Source organism: Streptomyces sp. NPDC089919 (assembly GCF_040684615.1).
Classification (GTDB): domain Bacteria; phylum Actinomycetota; class Actinomycetes; order Streptomycetales; family Streptomycetaceae; genus Streptomyces.
The window spans coordinates 1-3,697 of the sequence record NZ_JBFBGK010000216.1; the positions used below are offsets into that span (position 1 = coordinate 1).

Genomic DNA, 3,697 nt, shown 5'->3' on the forward strand with positions numbered 1-3,697 from the left:
CCGCGGGCACGATGCGGCGGGGCTTGGCGCCGCGCCTCAAGCGCCGGCGGGGCTGGATGTGCCGGGGCTTCGGCGGGGCGTACCCGTGGGTAGGGGGGTACCGGCGGTACGGGGTAGAGGGGGCGCACGCGGGAGGCGTGGGGGGAAAGCGCAGCGGATAGGCTGGGCGGATGACGCGAGCCGAGCAGCCAACGGTCGTGACCACCTCCTACGACGAGACCCTCGCCGCAGACTCACGCGAGCGCGCGGTGCGCGCCCTGCTGCGCACCCCGCCGCTGCGCCGGCTGTGGAGCGCCCAGCTGGTGAGCGGCATCGGTGATGCCCTCGCGCTGCTGGTGCTGGTGCTGCTCGCGTTCCAGGCGGCGGTCTCCGAGGACTCCTTCGGCGGTGGGTACCGCGGGGCGGCGCTCGCCGTCGCCGCCGTGTTCGGTGCGCGGATGCTGGCCACCGGGCTGTGCGGGGCCGTGCTGCTGGGCCCCCTGGACTCCCTGCTCGGTCCCGGCGGCAAGCTGGACCGCCGGTGGACGATGGTCGGCGCGGACGGGCTGCGGATCGCGCTCTTCGTGATCGCGCCGCTGTGGCTGGTCTGGGTACCGGCCCAGGCCCTGACGCTGCTGCTGGTCACCGCCTTCGTGGCCGGGGTCGCCGAGCGGCTGTGGGCGCTGGCCCACGAGAGCGCGGCCCCCGCGCTGCTGCCGGCGCCGCCGCCGGAGGGCGCGGCCGTGCGGCCGCTGCCCGACCACCTCGACGCGCTGCGCCGGCTCTCCCTGCGCACCGTCTTCGTCACCCTGCCCGTCGCCGCGGCGGCGCTGGTCGTCGCCGGCCTGCTCGGGCGGGCCCTCGGGCTGGGCGTGGACTGGTTCGACGAGCACCCCGCGGCCCTCGGCTCGTACGTCGCGGCCGGGCTCTTCGCCGCCTCGCTCTCGCTGCTCGTGCCGCTGGTGCTGCCGGACGGCAAGACCCCGCGGCTGCGCTCGCCCCTGGAGGGGCTGCGCCCGCCGACCGCCGGGGACCGCCCCGAGAAGGGCCGTACCGGCGCGATCCCGCTGCTGGTGCTGGCCTGCGCGGCGGTCGCGGGGGCCGTCGCCAGCGCCGTGGCCGTCGCGGCGCTGCACGCCGACGACCTCGGTGGCGGACCGGTCGCCTTCGGCCTGCTGGTGCTGGCGCTGACCGGCGGCACCGTCGCCGGGATCCGCGCCACCCAGGCCGGCAAGGCCCTGCCCGCGCTCTCCCGGCGCCGCCTGCTGGCCCTGGCCATAGCGCTCACCGGGCTGGCCCTGCTGGTGATGGGCCTGGTCCCGGACACGGCGACCATGCTGTTCCTGGCCACGGTGGCCGGCCTGGGCGCCGGGGTGGCGGCCAACACCGGCCACACCCTGATCGACCAGGAGACCGAGGAGTACCGGCGGGCCAAGGTCACCACCCACCTGCACGCGGTCGTCCGGGTGGCGATGGCCCTCGGCGCGGTCGGCGCCCCGCTCTTCGCCGCGGCCATCGGCCCGCACCGGCTGGCCAGCGGCGCCTTCGTCTTCGCCCACGGCGGCGCGGCCTTCACCCTGATGCTGGTCGGCGCGCTGCTGCTGCCGGTCGCGGTGATCGTGCTCGCCCGCGCCGACGACCGGTCGGGCGTACCGCTGCGCCGGGACCTGCGCGACGCGCTGCTCGGCGGGGAGCCGGCCCAGGCGCCCTCCGCCACCGGCTTCTTCATCGCCCTGGAGGGCGGCGACGGCGCCGGCAAGTCGACCCAGGTGCAGGCGCTGGCCGACTGGATCCGCAACAAGGGCCACGAGGTCGTCGTCACCCGCGAGCCCGGCGCCACGCCGATCGGCAAGCGGCTGCGCTCGATCCTGCTGGACGTCTCCTCGGCGGGGCTCTCCAACCGCGCCGAGGCGCTGCTGTACGCGGCCGACCGCGCGGAGCACGTGGACACGGTCGTGCGGCCCGCGCTGGAGCGCGGCGCGGTGGTCATCACCGACCGGTACATCGACTCGTCGGTGGCCTACCAGGGCGCCGGGCGGGACCTGTCCCCGACCGAGATCGCCCGGATCTCCCGGTGGGCGACCACCGGCCTGGTGCCGAACCTGACGGTGCTGCTGGACGTCTCGCCGGAGACCGCCCGGGAGCGCTTCACCGAGGCGCCGGACCGGCTCGAGTCGGAGCCGGCCGCCTTCCACGAGCGGGTCCGCTCCGGCTTCCTGACCCTCGCCGCCGCGGACCCCGGCCGCTACCTGGTCGTGGACGCCGGCCAGGACCCGGAGGCGGTCACCACCGTCGTCCGGCACCGGCTGGACGTCATGCTGCCGCTCTCCGAGGCCGAGATCGAGGCCCGTGAGGAGGCCCGCCGCGCGGCGGAGGAGGCGGCGCGCCTGAAGGCCGAGGCGGAGGCGGAGGCCGCCCGCCTGAAGGCCGAGGCGGAGGCCGAAGCCGCGCGCGTGAAGGCGGCGGCGGAGGCCGAGGCGGCGCGGAAGGCCGCCGAGGAAGAGGCCGCCCGGCAGGCGGCGGAAGCGGAAGCGGCCCGTCAGAAGGCGCTGGTGGAAGCGGAGGCGGCGCGTCTGAAGGCCGAGGCGGCGGCGGAGGCCGCCCGCCTGGCGGCCGAGGAGGAAGCCGCCCGGCAGAAGGCCGCTGCGGAGGCCGCCCGGCAGGCCGCCGAGGAGGCCGCGGCCCGCCGCGCCGCCGAGGAGAAGGCCCTCGCGGCCGAGGCCGAACGGCTGCGCCTGCGCGCGGCGGAGGAGGCCCGGCTGCGCGCCGAGGCCGAGGAGCGCCGCCTGGAGAAGCAGCGCCGTGCGGAGGAAGCCCTGCTGAAGGCCGAGGAGGCCCGCCGGCTGGCGGAGGCGGCCCGGCAGGCGGAGGCCGCCCGGCTGGCGGAGGCGGCCCGGCTGGACGAGGCGGTGACGGTCGAGACGCCGCTGGTCTCGCCGGACGCGCCTGCGGAGTCCGCGCGGGACGTCTCGCCGGACGCGATCACGGAGACGGTGCCGGTGCCGGGGGTTCCCGGGGCGGACGTACCGGGGGCCGTGGACGAGACGGCTGTGCTGCCGCCCGTACGGGGTGGGGGTCCGGCTGTGGATGAGACGGCCGTGCTGCCGCCCGTGCGGGGTGAGGGTCCGGCCGTGGACGAGACCGCCGTGCTGCCGCCCGTGCGGGGTGAGAGTCCGGCCGTGGATGAGACGGCCGTGCTGCCGCCCGTGCGGGGTGGGGGTCCGGCCGTGGATGAGACGGCCGTGCTGCCGCCCGTGCGGGGTGGGGGTCCGGCCGTGGACGAGACCGCCGTGCTGCCGCCCGTACGGGACGAGGACCCGGCGGGGCGGGTGCCGCGGGGCATCTTCCGGGACGAGGTCCCGGGCCGGGGCCCGGCGGGTGCGGAGGACCGTACCCGGGAGATCCCGGTGCTCGACGCGTCCGGCCGGCCCAAGCGGCCGCGCCCGGACTGGGCGGAGGAGACCCCGCTGGACGACCTGCCGACGCTGGCCGACGAACTGCTCGGTCCGCAGGCGGGCGAGGAGCGGGGCGAGGACGACGCCGACCGCCGCCGGGGGCGCCGCCGCTGACCGGCCCACCGGGCCCGCCCTGCCCTGAGGGGCCGGGGCGGGTTGTCGGTGCGGGGGGTCACAATTGGGGCGGACGGACGAGACCGAGGAGGCCGGCATGAGCGGCGTATGGGACGACCTCGTGGGGCAGGAGCGCGTGACCACGCAGC

At 77.9% G+C, this 3,697-nt stretch carries 1 protein-coding gene; it reads left to right on the forward strand.

Annotated elements, in window-relative coordinates; genetic code table 11:
• Positions 1 to 170 precede the first annotated feature (170 nt).
• A complete protein-coding gene (gene tmk / locus AB0O40_RS37670; protein WP_365050836.1) occupies positions 171 to 3,548 on the forward strand; it encodes a dTMP kinase in 3,378 nt (1,125 codons plus the stop codon).
• Positions 3,549 to 3,697: the final 149 nt, after the last annotated feature.

Excerpts from the sequence above, each read along its gene's own strand:
- tmk (WP_365050836.1), top strand. The coding sequence starts at position 171 with ATGACGCGAGCCGAGCAGCCAACGGTCGTGACCACCTCCTACGACGAG.